Origin of the sequence: Paenibacillus polymyxa (assembly GCF_015710975.1) — a bacterium.
GTDB classification, from domain to species: domain Bacteria; phylum Bacillota; class Bacilli; order Paenibacillales; family Paenibacillaceae; genus Paenibacillus; species Paenibacillus polymyxa.
On the sequence record NZ_CP049783.1, the window covers coordinates 2,476,418 to 2,494,751 of the forward strand.

Consider the following 18,334-nt stretch of genomic DNA (forward strand, 5'->3'; position numbering starts at 1 on the left):
AAATGGATATGAAATGTACGTGCTCCGCTATACAGCGGACCTGGGGCATAAGGAGTGTGAATGGACTTGGAATGGGCATTACAATGGGGATGGAGCGTCTTGAATGCTTGCTTGTACCTGCTTTTGCAGCCGTTTTATTATATCTCGATACTCATTGTCGCGCTTGGCTATCGTCGGCAAATGCTACTGGAGCGCAAGCTATTTCATACTAGAATGCATAGCTGGGCTGCAGAAACCTGGCGTGTCGTATGGAGTGGCTTGCTTGCCGGGATGGCACTATCCGTTCTAGGGATGTTCGTCAGCGTGCATCTGAACCCGACTTCCATCGTGTGCCTGTGGATAGCCACATTACTGCTCATGCTGATACGCGTCCGTTACCTGTGTCTTGCTTATTCGGTTGGTCTGCTAGGTGTAGTTCAATTTTTTCTGAACATAGCCAGTGGCTGGCAGCCTGGGGGAGTGCTCGGGACATCGGTAGCAGCTATCCGTGGATTGGATATTCCAGCACTCTTAGTGTTGGTTGCTGTACTGCATGTGGCTGAAGCGCTGTTGGTTCGCTGGCAAGGAGGAAAGGCAGCTACTCCGCTGTTCGTCGAGGGCAAACGGGGGAGATTGGTTGGTGGCTATCGTATGGAAGATCTCTGGCCCATTCCATTGCTATTACTGGTACCCGCTCAGGGAGGATTCGTGCTCCCCTGGACACCTTTGTTCGGCGGCGATGCCGGAACAGGGTATATGCTAGCAGCTCTGCCAGTCCTGATGGGCTTTAGCAGTGTGACGCTCGGCCAGCTACCCCGACAGAAGGCAGTACTTACTTCGAACCGATTGCTCCTGTACAGTGTGGCTTTGCTTCTGCTAAGCCTGTTGGCGGCCTGGTGGAGTCCGCTAATCTTGCTGGCAGCGTTGTTCTCCTTCTTGGCCCATGAGGCGCTGATTTGGTACGGCAATATAGAGGAAAGCCGTCTTAGCCCGATGTTTGTACATCCCGAGCAAGGGATGCGTGTTCTCGCTGTGCTGCCAGATAGTCCGGCGACAGCTATGGGCATACTGCCGGGTGAGGCCATATACCGTGTGAATGGCATGGTCGTGAACAGCCGTGCCGAGCTGCATCAGGCCTTGCGGATCAACTCTGCTTTCTGTAAGCTGGAGGTACGCAATCTGCAAGGGGAGAGCAAGTTTGTACAGCGAGGCATGTACGATGGCGATCATCATCAGTTAGGGGTCGTGCTTGCACCTGATGCAGACGCAGGCTGGGCCGTATCCATACAGCCGGCCTCCATCTACCGAATTGTGGCCATGCACATAGGTGCACGACGACGCAAAGCAGGACAGGCATCCAAGGCAGAGGGTACGCATTTGGACACCATGGACCAATAGATATTACAATAAGAGGGTAGTCATTATTTGATTAGAATCGAATAAGGCTACCCTCTTTTGTATATGGCGACAGCAGCCTGCTTGAAATGAATATTCTCATCGGTATACAATGAATAATGTAATGGGAACATTGATGAACCGAATGCCTATCATGTGTGTCAAGCAGGGAGAGGAAAAGATGAACGCGATTCACTTTATTCGAGAGTACATCAGGCACCCACGCAGCGTAGGCGCTGTAATACCCAGTTCAAGACAGCTGGCCAAGCAAATAGCGACACCGATTTACTTTGACAAAGCCTCGTGCATTATTGAATATGGGGCAGGGACTGGTGTGTTTACGCAAGAGCTGATTTTGAACAAGCGTCCAGAAACGTTACTGTTAGTGATTGAGGCAAATGAATCGTTTTATAAAAAATTACAAAGCAAATATGGTCACCTGGAGAGGGTACACATCATTCATGGATCGGCCGAGCATGTAGCGCGGTATATGGAACAGTACCAAGTCTCGAAGGTGGATTATATCGTATCGGGGCTTCCTTTCACCAGCTTACCCGCCGCGTTATCCAGCCTCATTTTGGGACAAACGGCCGAGGTGTTAGGCCAAGAAGGCAAGTTTATTACGTTCCAGTATAGCAAAGTTAAGCACAATTTCTTCCGTACTTTCTTTGCAGATATCCAGATTAAAAAGGTAAATTATAATGTGCCGCCAGCCTATGTGTTTACTTGCAGCCTGTGACCCTTCAGCTATGTAGAAGATTAGAATAAATACGAATATCCATATACGGATGATTATGAGAAGATTGGGTCAGCATCATTAAGATGTTGAAACGGTCTTTTTTGTTGTCCACTTTTATGGAAATATAAGATAAGGGTTATGTTAAATGGCAAAATTCATTTAAGGAATCATATTTTAAAATGGGGCTTAACCTATATATTACATAAGTTGGAACCTGTTAGACTTTTGTAAGATTCATAATAAATCTGAACTTTTGTTAAAGGAGATTTATATATGGTAAAACCGCTGATGTTCATGCGCTGGTGTGAGTATTATGGGTTAAGCGACCGTGAGACAGATTTTGTATCCTTTTTTATGATGAATTTTTCGGCTGCACGATCAGGCAATCAACCCAAACTTAAGGATCAATTTGTTGAGATTCAAAAAAAAGCCTTTCCAGAATACCCCTTTGATATTAGCCCGGAAGAACTGGATTATAACAAATTTGAAGAACTGATGAAACGAGTGTTGAACATTCATTTTGACACAGCTGAACTGCTGTACTCCTTCTATCTCCAAAAGCTGTGCGCACCTTTAGCAGAATACATTTTATCTACTGGAGATGCCGAGCCTGCACGAATTTACTATGAGCTTATTCAAAAGGATAAAGTACGGTAGAGATAAAAAAGCCCCTTGGCTAAGGGGCTTTTTTCTATACTCAGGCTATAAAGTTATTTAATAAGTTAACTCTAGTCAATGTTCTGCTATATGGATATATGGAATAATCTATGTATATGGACATTACGTCCCATAAATGGTTCGATATGAAGATTTGGTCGGTAGAACGTATAGCAAAGCTGTATTACAACATTTGAAGATCCGAGCACTTCTGAATTTCGGACGGAGAGGAGAGTGTAATCAACCGAATACCTGGAGCTTCGAGACGCTGTACCGGAACGATTAACTCGTTAGGAATCAGGAGCCTTAAAGCCTGATGGAGCGGCACTCGTATGGGGTGCTGCTCTTTTCAAATGTAAAGGAGGAAAGCGGTATGAGGGCGAAAAATAGTAGTAATCTTTTGTTCAAACGTTCCAAATGGCTGCCTGTCGTCATGGCCTGCACGATGATAGTAGGGGGGGCTTTACCTGCTCCAGCTGTGGTTCACGGTCAAACGGCAAAGACTATTACTATTAAAGTAGATACATTCAAGGATCGTAAGCCTATTAGCCCTTATATATACGGTACAAATCAGGATTTGGCAGGCGATGAAAATATGGCTGCCAGACGACTTGGTGGCAACCGAATGACCGGATACAACTGGGAAAACAATATGTCCAATGCAGGAAGTGACTGGCAGCAATCTAGCGATAACTATTTATGCAGTAATGGTGGCCTGACACAAGCCGAATGTGAAAAGCCAGGAGCGGTGACGACTTCGTTTCATGACCAATCGCTGAAGCTTGGCACTTATTCTTTAGTTACGTTGCCGATGGCCGGTTATGTGGCTAAGGATGGAAACGGAAGTGTGCAGGAAAGCGAAAAGGCCCCTTCCGCTCGTTGGAATCAGGTCGTAAACGCCAAAAATGCACCGTTCCAACTACAGCCTGATCTGAATGACAATCGGGTCTATGTGGATGAGTTCGTCCATTTTTTAGTGAACAAGTACGGCACTGCTTCAACAAAGGCGGGGGTGAAAGGATATGCCCTCGACAATGAACCCGCTCTCTGGTCGCATACGCACCCACGCATTCATGGTGAAAAAGTCGGAGCGAAAGAGTTGGTAGACCGGTCAGTCAGTTTATCCAAAGCTGTGAAAGCGATTGACGCGGGGGCAGAGGTTTTTGGCCCGGTTCTTTACGGATTTGGCGCCTATAAAGATCTTCAAACTGCACCTGATTGGGACTCTGTAAAAGGCAATTATAGCTGGTTCGTAGACTATTACCTGGATCAAATGCGCCTTAGCTCGCAAGTCGAAGGCAAGAGATTGCTGGATGTATTCGACGTACACTGGTATCCCGAAGCGATGGGCGGAGGCATACGAATTACGAATGAGGTAGGCAATGACGAAACGAAGAAAGCCAGAATGCAGGCACCTCGCACCTTGTGGGACCCGACCTATAAGGAAGATAGTTGGATCGCTCAATGGAACAGCGAGTTTTTGCCCATACTACCTCGATTGAAGCAGTCGGTGGATAAATATTATCCGGGAACCAAGCTGGCAATGACCGAGTATAGCTATGGCGGCGAAAATGATATTTCCGGCGGGATTGCGATGACCGATGTGCTGGGTATCTTGGGCAAAAATGATGTTTATATGGCAAACTACTGGAAGCTAAAGGATGGTGTCAACAACTACGTTAGTGCCGCTTACAAGCTTTATCGCAATTATGACGGAAAAAACTCTACTTTCGGTGATACCAGTGTTAGTGCGCAAACATCGGATATTGTCAATAGCTCGGTCCATGCTTCTGTAACGAATGCATCCGACAAAGAACTGCATCTCGTTGTCATGAATAAAAGCATGGACAGCGCATTCGACGCCCAATTTGATCTTTCCGGCGCGAAGACTTACATTTCCGGTAAAGTATGGGGGTTCGATAAAAACAGCTCGCAAATTAAAGAAGCAGCGCCAATCACGCAAATTTCAGGCAACCGTTTTACTTATACCGTACCGCCTTTGACGGCATATCACATTGTGCTGACTACTGGCAATGACACGTCTCCAGTGGAAGGTCCTGAAAGCTTTAAGCTGAAAGCTGAGGCTGGTGATGGGAAAGTCCATTTATCCTGGGATGCTTCCAGCGGAGTTGTAGGATACAGCGTACAGCGGGCAACAGATGAAAACGGCCCTTTCACTGCTGTAGCATCCAACTTGACCGAAACGTCTTATACGGATACTAACGTGACAAACGGTACTTCATACTATTACAAAGTAACCGCCAAAACCAATAAGGGATCGAGCGAATCCAATATTTTGAAAGCGGTTCCGAAGATGCCTGTAAACGGTCCCGCTCGCTATGAAGCCGAAGAAGGCACGCTGAAGGGAACCATTGTGGAATCCAGCGGGACCGGCTACTCCGGTGCTGGTTATGTAACGAATTTCCACAATCCAGGGGATTCTCTGACGATGACGATTCAGGCTCCCACGGCAGGCTTGTACAATCTTACAATCGGCTACCGTTCTCCTCATGATGACAAACGCACCAATTTCTCATTAAACGGCAAAGCGTTTGGCGAACTGCTGCTTAAGAAAACGGCTGATTTTAAAGAAACTTCCGGAGGCAAGGTGCTGTTGAATGCAGGCGCGAATACGATCAGTTTTGAAACAGGCTGGGGCTGGTACGATATCGACTACGTCAGACTGGAGCCTGCCGCTGACCGCCCACCTCATGCGGTAACCAAAACGCTTACCAATCCGAATGCGACGGTAGAAGCAAAAGCATTGATGAACTATCTGGTTGATCAATACGGGAAGAATATGCTCTCTGGTCAAGAGGAAATAAACGAAATTGATTGGCTTCAAGCCAATGTAGGTAAAAAGCCGGCGATTGCAGCGCTTGACCTGATCGACTATTCGCCAAGCAGAGCGGAACACGGTCTTAGTTCCACAGAGGCAGAAAAGGCGATTGCATGGGATAAGCAAGGGGGGATCGTTACCTTTGCATGGCACTGGAACGCACCGAAAGGTCTGATCGATACGCAGGGAAAAGAATGGTGGAGAGGCTTCTATGCCGATTCAACCACATTCGATATAGAATATGCGATGAATCATCCAGAGTCCGAAGATTATAAATTACTTATTCGCGACATCGATGTGATTGCAGGGCAATTGAAGAAGTTGCAGGATGCGAAGGTTCCTGTCCTGTTCCGTCCTTTGCACGAAGCGGAAGGAAAATGGTTCTGGTGGGGCGCCAAAGGTCCTGAGCCTGTTAAAAAGCTGTATATTTTAATGCACGACCGTTTGACGAATGTGCACAAATTGAACAATCTGATTTGGGTATGGAATTCTGTTGCTCCGGATTGGTATCCGGGAGACGAGTATGTGGATATTTTGAGCTTTGACTCTTATCCGCAAGCAGGTGATTACAGCCCGCAAATTTCAAAATACGAAGACCTTGTTGCATTGGGCAAGGACAAAAAGCTAGTTGCCATGAGCGAAAATGGACCGATCCCGGACCCTGATTTGATGAAGGCGTATCAAGCTCATTGGAGCTGGTTCGCTACATGGTATGGAGATTTTGTGAGAGACGGCAAACAAAACAGCCTTGAGCATCTGAAAAAAGTGTATAATCATCCGAACGTCATTACGCTGGATGAGCTCCCAACGAACTTAAAAACGTATGGCATTACTGAGCAGCCGTCCGTACCGGGCAGCTTCACGCTGAACGCTGCGGGTGAAACGGCGAAAGTATCGCTAAGCTGGACAGCATCGGCGAATGCGAAAAGCTATGAAGTGAAGCGTTCGACGACTGAAAACGGCGCGTTCGCCACTGTAGCGAGTGATGTATATGGCAGTAGCTACACCGACACAGCTGTAACGGCAGATACGACGTACTACTACCAAGTCGTAGCGAAGAACGATGCAGGACAGACGCTGTCGAACACGGCTAGCGCAATGCCGAAAGCGGATACTCAGCAGCCGACGACAGGACTGCTGCTCCAATATCGCACAGCAGATACTAAGGTGAACGATAATCACCTCAATCCGCAATTCCAAATTGTAAACAAAGGCACAACCTCCATACCGATCAACGAGTTGAAAATTCGCTACTACTACACAATCGACGGTGACCGTGAGCAGACTTTCAACTGCGACTATGCGACGCTGAGCTGCTCAAAGCTGAACGGTAAACTGGTTAAAATGGAGAAGGCTGCAACCGGTGCCGATTATTATTTGGAAGTCAGTTTCAATTCGGATGCAGGCGTGTTAGCACCTGGAGGAAGCACGGGCGATATCCAAACCCGTATTCATAAGACAGACTGGTCGAACTATAACGAAAGTGACGATTATTCGTATAAAGGCACGCAAACCTCATTTGCCGATCATCCTAAAGTTACCTTGTATCATAACGGCGTACTTGTTTGGGGAACCGAGCCGACAGCTAATTAAGATAAATGTTCGATCTAAAACATTGCTGAAATGAGCAGGGGAATTGTATCCTCTGCTCATTTTTTTTGTACAGAGCCTCTATAACTTTAAAATGGATAATGAAGGAAGGGATATGTTTGACTTTTATATTCAGATTAAAGAAATCACGAACTAAAATTACCTCATAATGTTAGAAAAGACGAAAAATATATTTTTTAGTTAAGAGGGGGATTGAAATGGAACATACACCTACGATCCGCTCGACGATAGAGACCGAACTCAAGCAGAGAGGCTATACATTTAGCAGCTTCAGTAAAATATCTGGAATTAACCGTGGTACATTTAGCACCATGCTGAACAGTAATCCACCCAAGCCGATTTCGGTTCGGCAGATGGACCTGATTACCAAGGCACTAGGATATCCCGATGGCTGGCTGTATGAGTTATACATAGATGAATGCTTTCACGAGGGGAAAGGACACTGGAAACGGATCAAGCCTTTTTTATTGCGTTGTGTAGATTTAGGAAGGAAGGACTGTATTCAAAAGGTATTGTCGAGATTAACGGAAGACTGGTCCTATGTGTCAACGGTATTTGAGTTTGCAGAAGAACTGCATAAAGTGGGAAAGAAAAATGAAGCTGTCCCTTTTTACGAGTGTGTGGTAGAGAACGAAAGATATTACCATTCGGAGCGGCTGGCAATCTGCCAGTATAGGCTGTTTTGTTATTCTCTAAATTCTGATTTGGATAATAATCGGCAAGCAGCTATAAGGTTTGCACCGTTTCCAAAGAACCTTCCCGAAAATTATCAACTAGACGCTTTGTTGAAGTTGACCAATACAAATTTCCAATTTTATGATTATGACATGGCTATACATTATGCGAAAGAACTTGAAGTATTAGTCACAGGTATTTTTTGGGACCAGGCTCAAGCAAGGGCGAAAAATCGTGAAGTTACACGTCTCAATACAGAAAGACATCTAATCGTTTATTATGGTCAAGCCTATTTAATGCAGGGAAATTCCTTAGAAAAACAAGGACTATATGAAGCAGCTATGAAGTTCATACCTTACTATGAAAATCTAACTCGGATTGAAGGCCTGGATGAGGTTGGAATGATAGAAGCAGAGAAATTCGAAATATGGGGGAAAGCCAATCGATTGAATCTACAAATTCTGATGGGGGATAAAGATAGTCTGCCTGCCTATGTTGAACTTATTAGGGATAATCCACAGGAAATATTACTAGGTCTATTAACCATTATAGAATCGGCCAATAATTACAGTTACTCAGTAGATGATACTTTGGTCCTTTTCGCCGAGGATATTAATAAATTTAGGGAGCTACGTACAAATATATCGTATTATCATACCAACAACAGTCTGCTGACATATTCTCGTTTTTTTCTTGAACTTAGTCGATATTTTTTTAGTAAGGGAAGCTACACCGAGGCAATAAACAATATGCTGATTAGTTTAGAAGCATCCTCTCAGTTGAATGATAAAACTTATTATATCAAGTCCATCACGCTATTGTTTGAGAAATATAAGGATCATTCGACTGAAGAACAACGGACAGAATATGAAAAAGCGATAAAAGCAGTGGAATATAATACGAGGCAAATGACCTCTTAGAGCAAAAAGGGCTATGTTTCTGTACCTAAAGCAGAAGATCACATAGCTCTTTTAGTTTATTGGACTAAATTGTTTGAAAAAAATTAGTGAATATCCGCTGTGAGGATTTTTATACACATTAAATTCCATAATATATTGAAATGGTGTAGAATAAAGGGTTGACCCCCATCCAATTTATTCATATAATTTCTAGTATATTGTAATTGATTGTCGAGGAGGGTGATTTTTTAAAATCATCTGAATACGCCGGGGGTGTTTTTATTGGAAAATGCAACCACGATTCGTTCGGAAATTGAGAAAGAATTAAAACTTGGTGGCTATACTTTTAATAGTTTTGGACAAGCTACGGGTCTTAATCGGGGCATTTTTAGTGCTATGCTTAACGGAAATCCGCCTAAGCCTATCTCCGTACGACAAATGGACTTGATCACTAAAGCGCTTAATTATCCCGAAGACTGGTTGTATGACCTGTATGTGGATGAATGTTTTTATGATGGAAGACCACATTGGAAAAGAGTTAAGCCGTTCCTTATACGCTGTGTTGAAGTAGGAAACCTGCAATGCGTGGAGAAAGTGCTCTCACGCTTAATGGAGGATCTTAATCACATCCCGACGATCTTTGCTTTGGCAGAGGAGCTATATGATGGGGGAAAGCTACAGGAGGCAATTCCTTTCTATGAGTGTGTAATTGAAAATGAAAAATATCAGCACTCAGAACGTTTGGCGATCAGTCATTATAAATTATTTCGTGCAAAAATTGGTGAGAATACTGAAATAAATCTAAAGGCAGCTATTCAATTTGAGCCTTTTCGTTTTCGGTTGCCAGAGTGTCATCAATTGGACGGATTATTGCACCTAACAAATATATATTCCTCACTACATAAATGGCAAGAAACAATTACACACAGTGATGAGCTTTGGGAGCAATCTAAAATTATATATGAAGAGGAAAATAAAAGAAGAGCTCGGAAAAACAGGAGTTATGTACCGGTAAAAACCGAACGACATTTAGTAGTATATTATGGGCAAGGATTACTTATGAAAGCTTATGCCTTACAAAAAATTGGCGACTATGAGAAGGCGAAAAAAATTGTTGCTGAGTATGCCGATCTAAGTTGGTTTGAGGGTTTAGACACCGTTGGGAAAAGAGAAGTGGAAAAGTTTAAGGTATGGTCTATGGGGAACTCTTATACACTTGATTTACTGTTAGGAGATACATCTGTGCTCCCTCAATATGTAAACTTATTAGAGAACAATAATGATGAGATATTACCAGGGCTTGTGAATATTTTGGAATCGGCTAATAGAAATTTCTTCTCGGTTGACAGCATTTTAGATCAATTTATCAAGTTTATTGATACTTTCAAAACTACTCAAGACGTAATATTTATGGATGACTATTATAATTTTAATTTTCAATTAGCCATTTATTATAGGCGAAATAAGAGACACAAGGATGCAATAAATGCTATTTTACAATGTATTCAGACATCATTCTTTCTTAAAAATGTAGAGAGTTTTGCCCAGAGTATGGTTTTCTTCGAAAATCTTAGAGCTTTATGTGACGAAGTACAAATTGAAATTTATAAATCTATTATTAAGGGGGTGTGCAAAGATGAAGAAGGTTTTTCTTTCACTCTTGCTTTCTCTAATAGTAGTCAGTAATATTGGGAATCTGTCTTATTTTCATAATATTACAATTGGTAATGGTTCACAGATTACAGTTTCAAGCCACGGTAGAGGTGGCTGAATTATAATCATGTTATATTTACTTCTAGGTTAGTATCAGGGGAAGCTTATAAGTAAATGGACTTAGCAAAAAACCAGTCTTGGTAAGGCTGGTTTTTTGATGTATTCCGTTAAAGGGATGAAATGGGTTTTATTATATTTTTAACCTGTGGGGAAGGTATCAGCCTGTAAACTAATGTAAATACCACACCGAACAGGAGGTTTATTGATGTGAAATGGAAACAATTGGAGGAGTGCATCGAAGAAAAGCGAAAAGAATTAAATGAATTGGCGAAAGAGGTGGGATTGAAGGATCGACGGGTGTTGACCAAGTCTATGGAGTTGGATCGGCTCCTTAATAAGTACAGTGATTGGAAATATAGCTATCGTAGACAACAGAGCGTACCCCAAAGTTCACAGATCCAAGAGAAGCAACACGAGCTCGTCCTATCTTATTAACATCAAGCATTATGACAAGATAAAACCTAACTTCACCTTGGCTTCTATACATAGTGAGATATAGCATAAACAAAATAATCTCTATTACATCTCGTACGCCGCCCTTATCCACGTTGTTCGTACAGTTTATTGTTCTGCGTCTACATCAGAGCGGAAGCCATGTAACATGAGGATACAGCTCAAAAAAACCTCCCCATTCACGTTATGGCGTGACTCGGGAGGTTTTTGGGTTTTACTGCTGGAGCTGACGCAGCACAGTGATTTCGACACGGCGGTTTTTTTGTCGCCCTGCTTCGGTGCTATTGTCACCAACCGGACGGGTATCTGCATAACCCGCATACTGGAATCCTGAGGGGGATAGCTGCTCTCGGTCGATAAAGAACCGGAGTACAGACAGTGCCCGAGCGCCGGAAAGCTCCCAGTTGTCCTTGTAGGTCGATGAGTTAGAGGAACGCGTGAATGGAATGTTGTCCGTATGCCCCTCAATACTAATCGGTGTTTTCAAATCTCGAAATAGACTAGCTAATTTGGATAACGTGTTTGCAGAACCCTGCTTGAGTGCCGCTCTGCCTTGGTCGAATAGAAAGCGGTCATTCAGCGTAATGACAATGCCACGTGGTTGATCGGATACGAAAATCTGATTTTGTAGCTTGTTGTCCGTAATATATTCCTGGATGACACCCATTAGGTTTTGCAGCTCTTTTTCCTGCTTGCGAAATGCTTGTTCACGCTCGGTGAGCTTGGTTGATCCCGCTTCTTTTTTATTAGAGGCCGGTTGCTTGGTCGCGGGTGGATTCTTGCTGGTGTAACGATCGGCAGTCCCCGTAATGCCCGAGCCTTGCTCCAAAATAGAATCTCCCTTGTGGAACGTATCCTGAAGGGATTGAACAACGACGTCGTATTTCTTAGCATCCAGACTGCTCATGGCATACATCACGACGAAGAAAATGAGCAGCAGGGTGATCAGATCGGCATAAGTAATCATCCACCGATCCCGTTGGTCTCCGCCGCCACCTTGACGCCCACGGCGCTTAGCGCGCGCTCTCATGGAAGTCCTCCTTTGGAGTAGCGCTCTCTGTACGTGAGCGACGAGGCGGTTTGCGATCTATATTTTGCTCTGAGCGGATAAAGAACTCCAACTTCTTGCGTACAAGCTTAGGGTTCTCTCCGTTTTGGATAGCCAGGATACCTTGCAGCAGCAAATCCATCGTAATAATTTCACTTTCACTGGCTGCTCTTATTTTGGACGCGATGGGCAGAAAGATCAGATTGGCGCTAGCAACGCCGTATAATGTTGCGATAAAAGCTACAGCAATCGACGGTCCGAGCGCAGTAGGCTCGGTTAGGCTGCCAAGTACATGGATCAGACCCATGACCGTACCGATAATCCCCATCGTAGGGGCATAGCCGCCTGCCGATTCAAATATTTTGGCGTACCCTTCATGTTTGTGCCCAATAGCATCTAACTCTAGTTCTAAAATTTGCTTGATCTGTTCCTGTTCAGTGCCGTCAATGACTAGTTGAAGACCTTCCCGCAAAAATGCATTCGGATGCTCTGATGATATACGTTCTAGCGCAAGCACACCGGATCGGCGGGAGGTGGCTGCCATGGAAACCAAATCTTCTAAATATTGCTCCGTTGGATTGTCCTCACGACTAAAAGCCATCCGCAGAGCGGTGGGTATAGTCTTCAGCTTGGAGGCAGGGTAGCTGATCACAACGGCGGCGAAAGTTCCGCCGAATACGATCAGAGCTGATGTACCTTGAAGCAGCCCTGTGAATTCTCCGCCTTCCCACAAGAAGCCACCGATTAATGCTATGATTCCGGCGATGATGCCCAATACGATGGTGATATCCAAAATTCAATTCACTCCTATTCAAGACTTATCGTTTGCATCCGCGGTAAGAAAGAGGTATAATACGGGAACAAACATTCTTATTCAACCATATTTCCCAAGTATCATTGCGCGGGAAATATCGACATAGAATTACAGGTAAAGACGTTAAAGCTCGATTGGTGTAAAAACATGATGTTTCCATTTTAGACGATAAGGGTGATGCAGGGCAATGAGTGATATCGTTGTTAGCGATAAGACTTTTGAAATTCAGTCGGAATTCCAACCTCAAGGCGATCAACCCCAGGCCATTTTTGAATTGGTAGAGGGAATTGCAGAAGGAAAGAAGCATCAAACTCTATTGGGTGCTACGGGAACAGGTAAGACGTATACCATCGCTCAGACTATTGCCAAGCTGAATCGGCCTACACTGGTTATTGCGCATAACAAGACTTTGGCTGCTCAACTGGCAAGTGAGTTTAAAGAATTCTTTCCAAACAACTCAGTCGATTATTTTGTCAGCTACTATGATTACTACCAACCGGAAGCGTACATCCCTTCTTCCGATACGTATATTGAGAAGGATTCCAGCATCAATGAGGAGATTGATAAACTTCGCCACTCAGCCACAAGCTCTCTGTTTGAGCGTCGTGACGTTATTATTGTAGCGAGTGTCTCTTGCATTTATGGTTTGGGTTCCCCGAAAGAATATTCAAGCTTGCTGCTCTCGCTTAGAGTCGGCATGGAGAAACCCCGCAATCAGATTTTGTCCCGCTTGGTCGATATTCAATATCAGCGGAACGATATCAACTTCGTGCGGGGTACTTTCCGTGTACGGGGGGATGTTGTTGAAATATTCCCGGCTTCCCATGGAGAAAACGCGATCCGGGTAGAACTGTTCGGAGATGAAATTGAACGGATTACCGAAATTAATGTGCTTACAGGTGAATTGATCGGTGAACGTGAGCATATCGCCATTTTCCCGGCATCTCACTTCGTTACTCATGAGGATACGATGAGGGTAGCACTGGTCAACATCGAACGTGAACTGGAAGAGCGCTTAGCAGAGCTGAAGGAGCAAGGGAAGCTGTTAGAGGCGCAACGTTTGGAGCAACGTACCCGCTATGATATCGAGATGATGAGAGAGGTTGGCTTTTGTTCCGGTGTCGAAAACTACTCGGGTCCACTGACATTCCGTGAGCGTGGAGCAACACCATATACACTGTTGGACTATTTTCCAGATGATATGCTGATCGTCATCGACGAATCTCATGTTACATTGCCGCAGATTCGTGCGATGTATAACGGGGACCAGGCGCGTAAAAATGTTCTCGTTGAACATGGTTTTCGTTTGCCATCTGCCTTGGATAACCGGCCGCTGAAGTTCGAAGAGTTCGAGGACAAAGTGAATCAAATTATCTATGTATCGGCTACTCCAGGCCCGTATGAGATGGAAAAATGCGATACGATGGTGCAGCAGATTATCCGTCCTACCGGTCTCCTTGATCCTATAATTGAGGTGCGTCCAAGCAAAGGTCAGATTGACGATCTCATTAATGAAATACGGCAGCGCATAGAACGTGAAGAACGGGTACTGGTCACCACACTCACGAAGAAAATGGCTGAAGATTTGACAGACTACTTAAAAGAAGTGGGCATCAAGGTTCGGTATATGCACTCCGAGATTAAGACTTTGGAACGGATGGCCATTTTGCGGGATCTTCGTCTGGGAACCTTCGATGTGCTGATCGGGATCAACTTGTTGCGGGAAGGTCTCGATTTGCCGGAAGTATCGCTGGTTGCGATTTTGGATGCGGACAAAGAAGGCTTCCTGCGTTCTGAGCGCTCTCTGATTCAGACGATCGGACGGGCAGCGCGGAATAGTGACGGACGTGTTATTATGTATGGCGATAAGATTACCGATTCTATGGATAAAGCGATTAAGGAAACGGAACGTCGCCGTGCGATTCAAATTCAATACAATGAAGAGCATGGGATTACCCCGCAAACCATCCGTAAAAAGATACGTGATGTCATTGAAGCAACCAAGACGGCAGAGTCCAAGAATGATTACCTTCCTAATGAGACGGGTAAACTTTCCAAGAAGGAGCGTCAATCCCTCATTCAGCGCCTAGAAGCAGAAATGAAGGATGCGGCCAAGAATCTACAGTTCGAACGGGCCGCCGAGTTGCGTGATGCTTTGCTGGAATTGCGGGCTGATTAAACATTGGGAATAAGCTAGAAGCACAACATATTGATAATAAAATGTTTGATTGCTTTTAAGAAATAGCGAGGACGGCCGATGTGGTCGTTCTCTTTGCGATATATCACTTCCATCGGATCATCCGATGCGATATAGGATAACGTGAATTACGGCTAAGGAGATGAAACATTTGGCGAATGAAAGCATCATCATCAAAGGCGCACGCGCGCATAATCTCAAAAATATTGACGTGACGATTCCGCGGGACAAGTTCGTTGTCCTGACAGGGCTTAGCGGCTCAGGTAAATCATCACTGGCTTTCGATACGATCTATGCGGAAGGACAGCGGCGGTATGTGGAATCATTATCTGCGTATGCCCGTCAATTCCTCGGGCAAATGGAGAAACCGGACGTCGATTCGATTGACGGCCTGTCACCTGCCATTTCCATTGACCAAAAAACGACAAGTCGGAATCCTCGTTCTACGGTCGGAACAGTTACAGAAATCTATGATTACCTGCGGTTGTTATTTGCCCGAGTGGGTCATCCTCATTGTCCTGAACATGGCATTGAAATCACTTCACAGACCGTCGAACAGATGGTAGACCGCATTTTGCAGTATCCTGAAAAGACACGGCTACAAATCCTGGCTCCATTGGTATCCGGCCGCAAAGGTGAGCATAAGACACTGTTCACTGATATAGCCAAGCAGGGCTTTGTACGGGTACGTGTGAATGGCGAACTGCGTGAATTGTCCGAGAAGATTGAATTGGAGAAGAACAAGAAGCACTCGATTGAAGTGGTCGTAGACCGGATCGTAGTCAAGGAAGATGTACGTGCGCGTCTGTCCGACTCTATCGAGACGGCACTGAATCTTTCAGGCGGACAGTTGCTTGTAGATATTATAGGGCAAGAGGAGTTGCGATTTAGCTCCAACTTTGCGTGCCCGATTTGCGGTTTTAGCATAGATGAGCTGTCTCCCCGAATGTTCTCCTTTAATAGTCCGTTTGGTGCTTGTCCAGATTGTGATGGGCTAGGAGTTAAAATGGTGGTTGACCCTGATCTGCTCATACCCGATCCAGAAAAAAGTGTAGAAGATGGGGCATTCCAGGCATGGAGTGGAGGAACTTCCACTTATTATCCTCAATTTTTACAGTCCGTATGCGAACACTACGGTATTCCGCAGGACGTTCCTGTAAGCCAATTGACGTCAGAACAAATGAATCTTATTTTGCACGGAACAGGTGACCAGAAGATCCGTTTCCGCTATGAAAATGATTTTGGTCAACGTAAGGAAGCCTATGTGACCTTTGAGGGCATTATCCCGAACCTGGAGCGTCGCTACCGTGATACGGCTTCTGAGGGAATACGTGAATTTATTGAAGGCTTTATGAGTGCAAAGCCATGTAACACCTGTAAGGGGCACCGACTGAAAAAAGAAAGCCTGTCGGTAACCATTCAAGAGCGTAATATCGCTTATGTGACAGCTTTGTCTGTCGGGGAGGCTTCTCAATTTTTCCATACACTGGAGCTGAGTGAGAAAGAGCAGTCGATTGCCAACCTCATTTTAAAGGAAATTAACAGCCGACTGGGATTCCTCGTTAACGTTGGTTTGGAATACCTGACTTTAAGCCGTGCGGCAGGTACATTGTCCGGCGGGGAGGCACAGCGTATCCGATTGGCGACACAGATCGGGTCCAGTCTGATGGGTGTGCTTTATATTTTGGACGAGCCAAGTATCGGGTTGCATCAGCGAGATAATGACCGCCTGATTAGTGCTTTGGAACATATGCGGAACCTAGGCAATACGTTGATCGTGGTGGAGCATGACGAAGATACGATGATGGCGGCAGACTATATCATTGACATTGGGCCAGGAGCCGGAATCCATGGCGGGATGATCATGTCACAGGGGACCCCACAGGAAGTTATGGAAGATCCGAATTCCCTGACCGGTCAATATTTGAGCGGGCGTAAGTTTATTCCGGTCAATAGCGAGCGGCGCAAGCCTGCAGATAAGTGGCTGGAGATTCGCGGAGCCAAGGAGAACAATCTCAAAAATGTGAATGTCAAAATTCCATTGGGTGTTTTCACGGCTGTCACTGGTGTATCCGGGTCTGGGAAATCGACGCTAGTCAACGAAATTTTGTACAAAACGCTGGCGCGTGATCTGAACCGTGCGAGAGTACGTCCAGGTCAACATAAAGAAATTCGCGGGCTAGAGCATATCGAAAAGGTGGTTGAGATCGATCAATCGCCAATCGGCCGTACACCGCGTTCCAATCCTGCGACTTATACCGGTGTGTTCGATGATATCCGTGATTTATTCTCGCAGACGAACGAGGCTAAGGTTCGAGGCTACAAGAAAGGCCGGTTTAGCTTTAACGTTAAGGGAGGCCGATGTGAATCTTGCAGAGGCGACGGCATCATCAAGATTGAGATGCACTTTCTGCCCGATGTGTACGTACCCTGCGAAGTGTGCAAAGGCAAACGCTATAATCGGGAGACCCTCGAGGTTAAGTATAAAGGGAAGAGTATTGCTGATGTGCTGGAGATGACGGTAGAGGATGCAACAGCATTTTTTGAAAATATCCCGAAGATTCACCGCAAGATTCAGACGCTGATGGATGTAGGTTTGGGGTATATCAAGTTGGGTCAACCAGCGACTACCTTGTCCGGTGGTGAAGCACAGCGTGTGAAGCTGGCTTCCGAACTGTATCGTCGCAGCACAGGTAAAACCATTTATATTTTGGATGAGCCGACAACGGGTCTACATGTTCACGATATTGACCGTTTATTGACGGTGCTGCATCGTTTGGTTGATTCGGGAGAAACGGTACTGGTTATTGAACATAATCTAGATGTAATTAAAACAGCCGATTTCCTGATTGATCTGGGGCCTGAAGGCGGAAGCGGCGGTGGAACGATCTTGGCTACCGGGACACCAGAACAACTCGTAAAAGTTGAAGAATCCTATACAGGCCGATACTTAAAGCCGATCCTTGAACGGGATACACAGCGCAGCCAAGCGCTTCAGACCGTCGATCTATAGATACTGTTTAGTGTATGTTTTAGAAACCCTGCACATGCAGGAAGGCAGAATACGAATTAGCGTATTTATGCTTTCCCGTTGGCAGGGTTTATTTTTTTTGTAAAAAAAGAAAACTTTTATCAAATTCCTGCGTTAAAGCATGTGACACATAGTTTACCAAGCGCTGGAATAATAAATCTATATGTATATTCATCGACAGAAAGTCTCTGAGTAATCTCTAAATTTTTGGAGTTTTGGATGTT

General features: G+C 44.9%; 11 protein-coding genes. 9 read left to right on the top strand and 2 right to left on the bottom strand.

Annotation, left to right across the window (positions count from 1 at the left end; genetic code table 11):
* Positions 1 to 60 precede the first annotated feature (60 nt).
* The 7 genes from G7035_RS11105 to G7035_RS11135 all read left to right on the top strand — a co-directional run bounded on the left by G7035_RS11105 (position 61) and on the right by G7035_RS11135 (position 11,002).
* Entirely contained in the window at positions 61 to 1,377 is a 1,317-nt protein-coding gene (locus G7035_RS11105; protein ID WP_019688762.1) for a PDZ domain-containing protein, read from the top strand.
* A gap of 178 nt (positions 1,378 to 1,555) precedes the next feature.
* Positions 1,556 to 2,113, top strand: coding sequence for a class I SAM-dependent methyltransferase (locus tag G7035_RS11110; RefSeq protein ID WP_019688761.1), 558 nt, complete (start codon positions 1,556 to 1,558; stop codon positions 2,111 to 2,113).
* Between the two features lie 273 nt (positions 2,114 to 2,386).
* Positions 2,387 to 2,770, top strand: coding sequence for a hypothetical protein (locus tag G7035_RS11115; RefSeq protein ID WP_016822956.1), 384 nt, complete (start codon positions 2,387 to 2,389; stop codon positions 2,768 to 2,770).
* 373 nt (positions 2,771 to 3,143) lie between these two features.
* The gene (locus tag G7035_RS11120) at positions 3,144 to 7,202 is read left to right on the top strand and encodes a glycosyl hydrolase (protein WP_029515248.1); all 4,059 of its coding nucleotides are present in this window, start codon (positions 3,144 to 3,146) and stop codon (positions 7,200 to 7,202) included.
* 215 nt (positions 7,203 to 7,417) lie between these two features.
* Positions 7,418 to 8,815, top strand: a complete 1,398-nt coding sequence (locus G7035_RS11125; RefSeq protein WP_019688759.1) for a helix-turn-helix domain-containing protein — start codon at positions 7,418 to 7,420, stop codon at positions 8,813 to 8,815.
* Positions 8,816 to 9,076: 261 nt separating this feature from the next.
* Complete coding sequence (locus tag G7035_RS11130) at positions 9,077 to 10,480, top strand: hypothetical protein (protein WP_049789372.1); 1,404 nt, start codon at positions 9,077 to 9,079, stop codon at positions 10,478 to 10,480.
* 294 nt (positions 10,481 to 10,774) lie between these two features.
* Positions 10,775 to 11,002, top strand: a complete 228-nt coding sequence (locus G7035_RS11135) for an aspartyl-phosphate phosphatase Spo0E family protein (protein ID WP_019688757.1) — start codon at positions 10,775 to 10,777, stop codon at positions 11,000 to 11,002.
* A 232-nt stretch (positions 11,003 to 11,234) separates the two neighbouring features.
* On the opposite strand, the gene G7035_RS11140 is transcribed toward G7035_RS11135, so the two are convergent.
* Both G7035_RS11140 and G7035_RS11145 read right to left on the bottom strand, forming a co-directional pair.
* A complete protein-coding gene (locus G7035_RS11140) occupies positions 11,235 to 12,050 on the bottom strand; it encodes a flagellar motor protein MotB (RefSeq protein WP_013373324.1) in 816 nt (271 codons plus the stop codon).
* A complete protein-coding gene (locus tag G7035_RS11145) occupies positions 12,034 to 12,861 on the bottom strand; it encodes a flagellar motor protein (protein ID WP_019688756.1) in 828 nt (275 codons plus the stop codon). The genes G7035_RS11140 and G7035_RS11145 overlap by 17 nt, the downstream gene beginning before the upstream one ends.
* Before the next feature lie 208 nt (positions 12,862 to 13,069).
* Here G7035_RS11145 and uvrB point away from each other — a divergent pair, with 208 nt between their 5' ends.
* Both uvrB and uvrA read left to right on the top strand, forming a co-directional pair.
* Positions 13,070 to 15,061 carry an excinuclease ABC subunit UvrB gene (uvrB, locus tag G7035_RS11150; RefSeq protein ID WP_013373322.1) on the top strand — a complete coding sequence of 664 codons (1,992 nt, stop codon included), beginning with the start codon at positions 13,070 to 13,072 and terminating at the stop codon, positions 15,059 to 15,061.
* Positions 15,062 to 15,230: 169 nt separating this feature from the next.
* Positions 15,231 to 18,092 (top strand): excinuclease ABC subunit UvrA, encoded by a 2,862-nt coding sequence (gene uvrA, locus G7035_RS11155; protein WP_019688755.1) that lies wholly within the window; start codon positions 15,231 to 15,233, stop codon positions 18,090 to 18,092.
* Positions 18,093 to 18,334: the final 242 nt, after the last annotated feature.

Excerpts from the sequence above, each read along its gene's own strand:
- uvrB (WP_013373322.1), top strand. The coding sequence starts at position 13,070 with ATGAGTGATATCGTTGTTAGCGATAAGACTTTTGAAATTCAGTCGGAA.
- G7035_RS11140 (WP_013373324.1), bottom strand. The coding sequence starts at position 12,050 with ATGAGAGCGCGCGCTAAGCGCCGTGGGCGTCAAGGTGGCGGCGGAGAC.
- G7035_RS11115 (WP_016822956.1), top strand. The coding sequence starts at position 2,387 with ATGGTAAAACCGCTGATGTTCATGCGCTGGTGTGAGTATTATGGGTTA.
- G7035_RS11105 (WP_019688762.1), top strand. The coding sequence starts at position 61 with ATGGACTTGGAATGGGCATTACAATGGGGATGGAGCGTCTTGAATGCT.
- G7035_RS11110 (WP_019688761.1), top strand. The coding sequence starts at position 1,556 with ATGAACGCGATTCACTTTATTCGAGAGTACATCAGGCACCCACGCAGC.
- G7035_RS11120 (WP_029515248.1), top strand. The coding sequence starts at position 3,144 with ATGAGGGCGAAAAATAGTAGTAATCTTTTGTTCAAACGTTCCAAATGG.
- G7035_RS11125 (WP_019688759.1), top strand. The coding sequence starts at position 7,418 with ATGGAACATACACCTACGATCCGCTCGACGATAGAGACCGAACTCAAG.